Origin of the sequence: Flavobacterium branchiophilum NBRC 15030 = ATCC 35035, from assembly GCF_002217205.1 — a bacterium.
Lineage (GTDB): Bacteria > Bacteroidota > Bacteroidia > Flavobacteriales > Flavobacteriaceae > Flavobacterium > Flavobacterium branchiophilum.
On the sequence record NZ_MUGT01000225.1, the window covers coordinates 1 to 1,522 of the forward strand.

The window sequence follows — 1,522 nt, forward strand, 5'->3', positions numbered from 1 at the left end:
ATGTAAATAACTCGAAAATCATTTTTCCAACTTGCTCCTTTGTTAGGTTTATATATTTCACCAGTATTAGGATTAATTATTTCATATTGTTGGTTTGGTCTCCATCCTCCAACTTGAAAAGGGTCGGCTTTCCATAATCCTCTTGGATCATTATCAGGATTATTAAATCCAGATCCATCTTCTGATAATCTAAATTCAGTCCTATTTTTAATATAATATTCTTTTGAATTAAAATACACTAAATTATGTGTGTGTGCAGAAGATATTAAAGCTGTATTAGTAACGGATTTTGTAGAGTTCCAAATTATATCTGCAAGAAAATTATTTTCCCCAAATATTTCATCACACAGGATTTTACAGTAGTGAGCTTCACTATCATCTAAACTTATCCAAATACTTCCTGTTATGGATAATAATTTCTTTGCAGCTTCTAATCTATTCCTCATAAAAGTCAACCACGTAGAATGATTGAAATTATCATTATACCCAAAACTATCGCTACCTGTATTATAGGGTGGGTCAATATAAATTAGTTTTACTTTTCCAGCGAACTCTTCTTTTAAAGTATGTAATGCCAATAAATTATTGCCTTTTATAATCAAGTTATCGGTTATGGTTCCTTCTGAATTTCTTTTAAAAGTGTCCCATATTTTTTCGCCATCAACTGTATATCGTTTGGCATTGGTCAATACTTTTGGTTCTAATAATTGGTTGATTTCGTCTTGTGCTAAAATTTCATTGAAAAATATTTCTTTTCTTTTGTCTTCTTCTCGACTTTGCCCGCCTTCTAAAATACAGTCTTTATAAGGCCAAACCAATGCTACTTCATTCCGCTGGTTTAGAAATTTACCATCAATCGTAAGTCCAATTTTGTTTCTGAAAGAAGTGTAACTGTCTTTCAAATAGTTTTTTTGTTCCAAAAACTGAATAAACAAACTTTGATTAAAGACCAATACATCTTTTACTGAGATAAAAAAATGTGATTTTATTTCCTCATTTTCTAGAAGTAAACCAATTAATTCGGCATCAAAGTTTTGTGCTTTGTTGATGATTACCCATTTTTTTAAATGACCCTCATCATCAGTATAGTTGTTTTCTGTTTTTAATAAACTTTCAAGTGTATCGTATAATTTCATATTTTGCAGTTATACAAAATACAACGTGGGCTAATTCCTTAAGCTCGTTGTAGAGGTTCTCGCAAAACCTAAGCACAAAGCAAAAAGGAACGCCCACGTATAACGCAGACGTTTCCACTTCTTACTTCCTTGTGCTTTTGAAAAAATTGCGAGATTTCTACAGCAGGAAATTAAAGCGAAACGCTATATTTTAATTATTTTACTATTTTAGTTGTTCAATAAATTGTTTTTTTTAATGAATGGCAAATGTAGTTTTTTTTTAAATTGGATGGTGTGGTTTGGTTTAAAAATAATGGCTTGTTTGTAATTCTAATGCGTTAGGGATAGTAGTGGAAATCCTTTTTTTGGGCGGGTGCGGGCTTTTTTTGCCCGCACCCGCCCAAAAA

Annotated in this window: 1 protein-coding gene; it reads right to left on the reverse strand. The window is 31.5% G+C overall.

What is annotated here, in order from left to right:
- Positions 1–1,136 (reverse strand): DNA methyltransferase (locus tag B0A58_RS16030; protein ID WP_133063178.1); only part of this gene is annotated, 1,136 nt, incomplete at its 3' end.
- Positions 1,137–1,522: the final 386 nt, after the last annotated feature.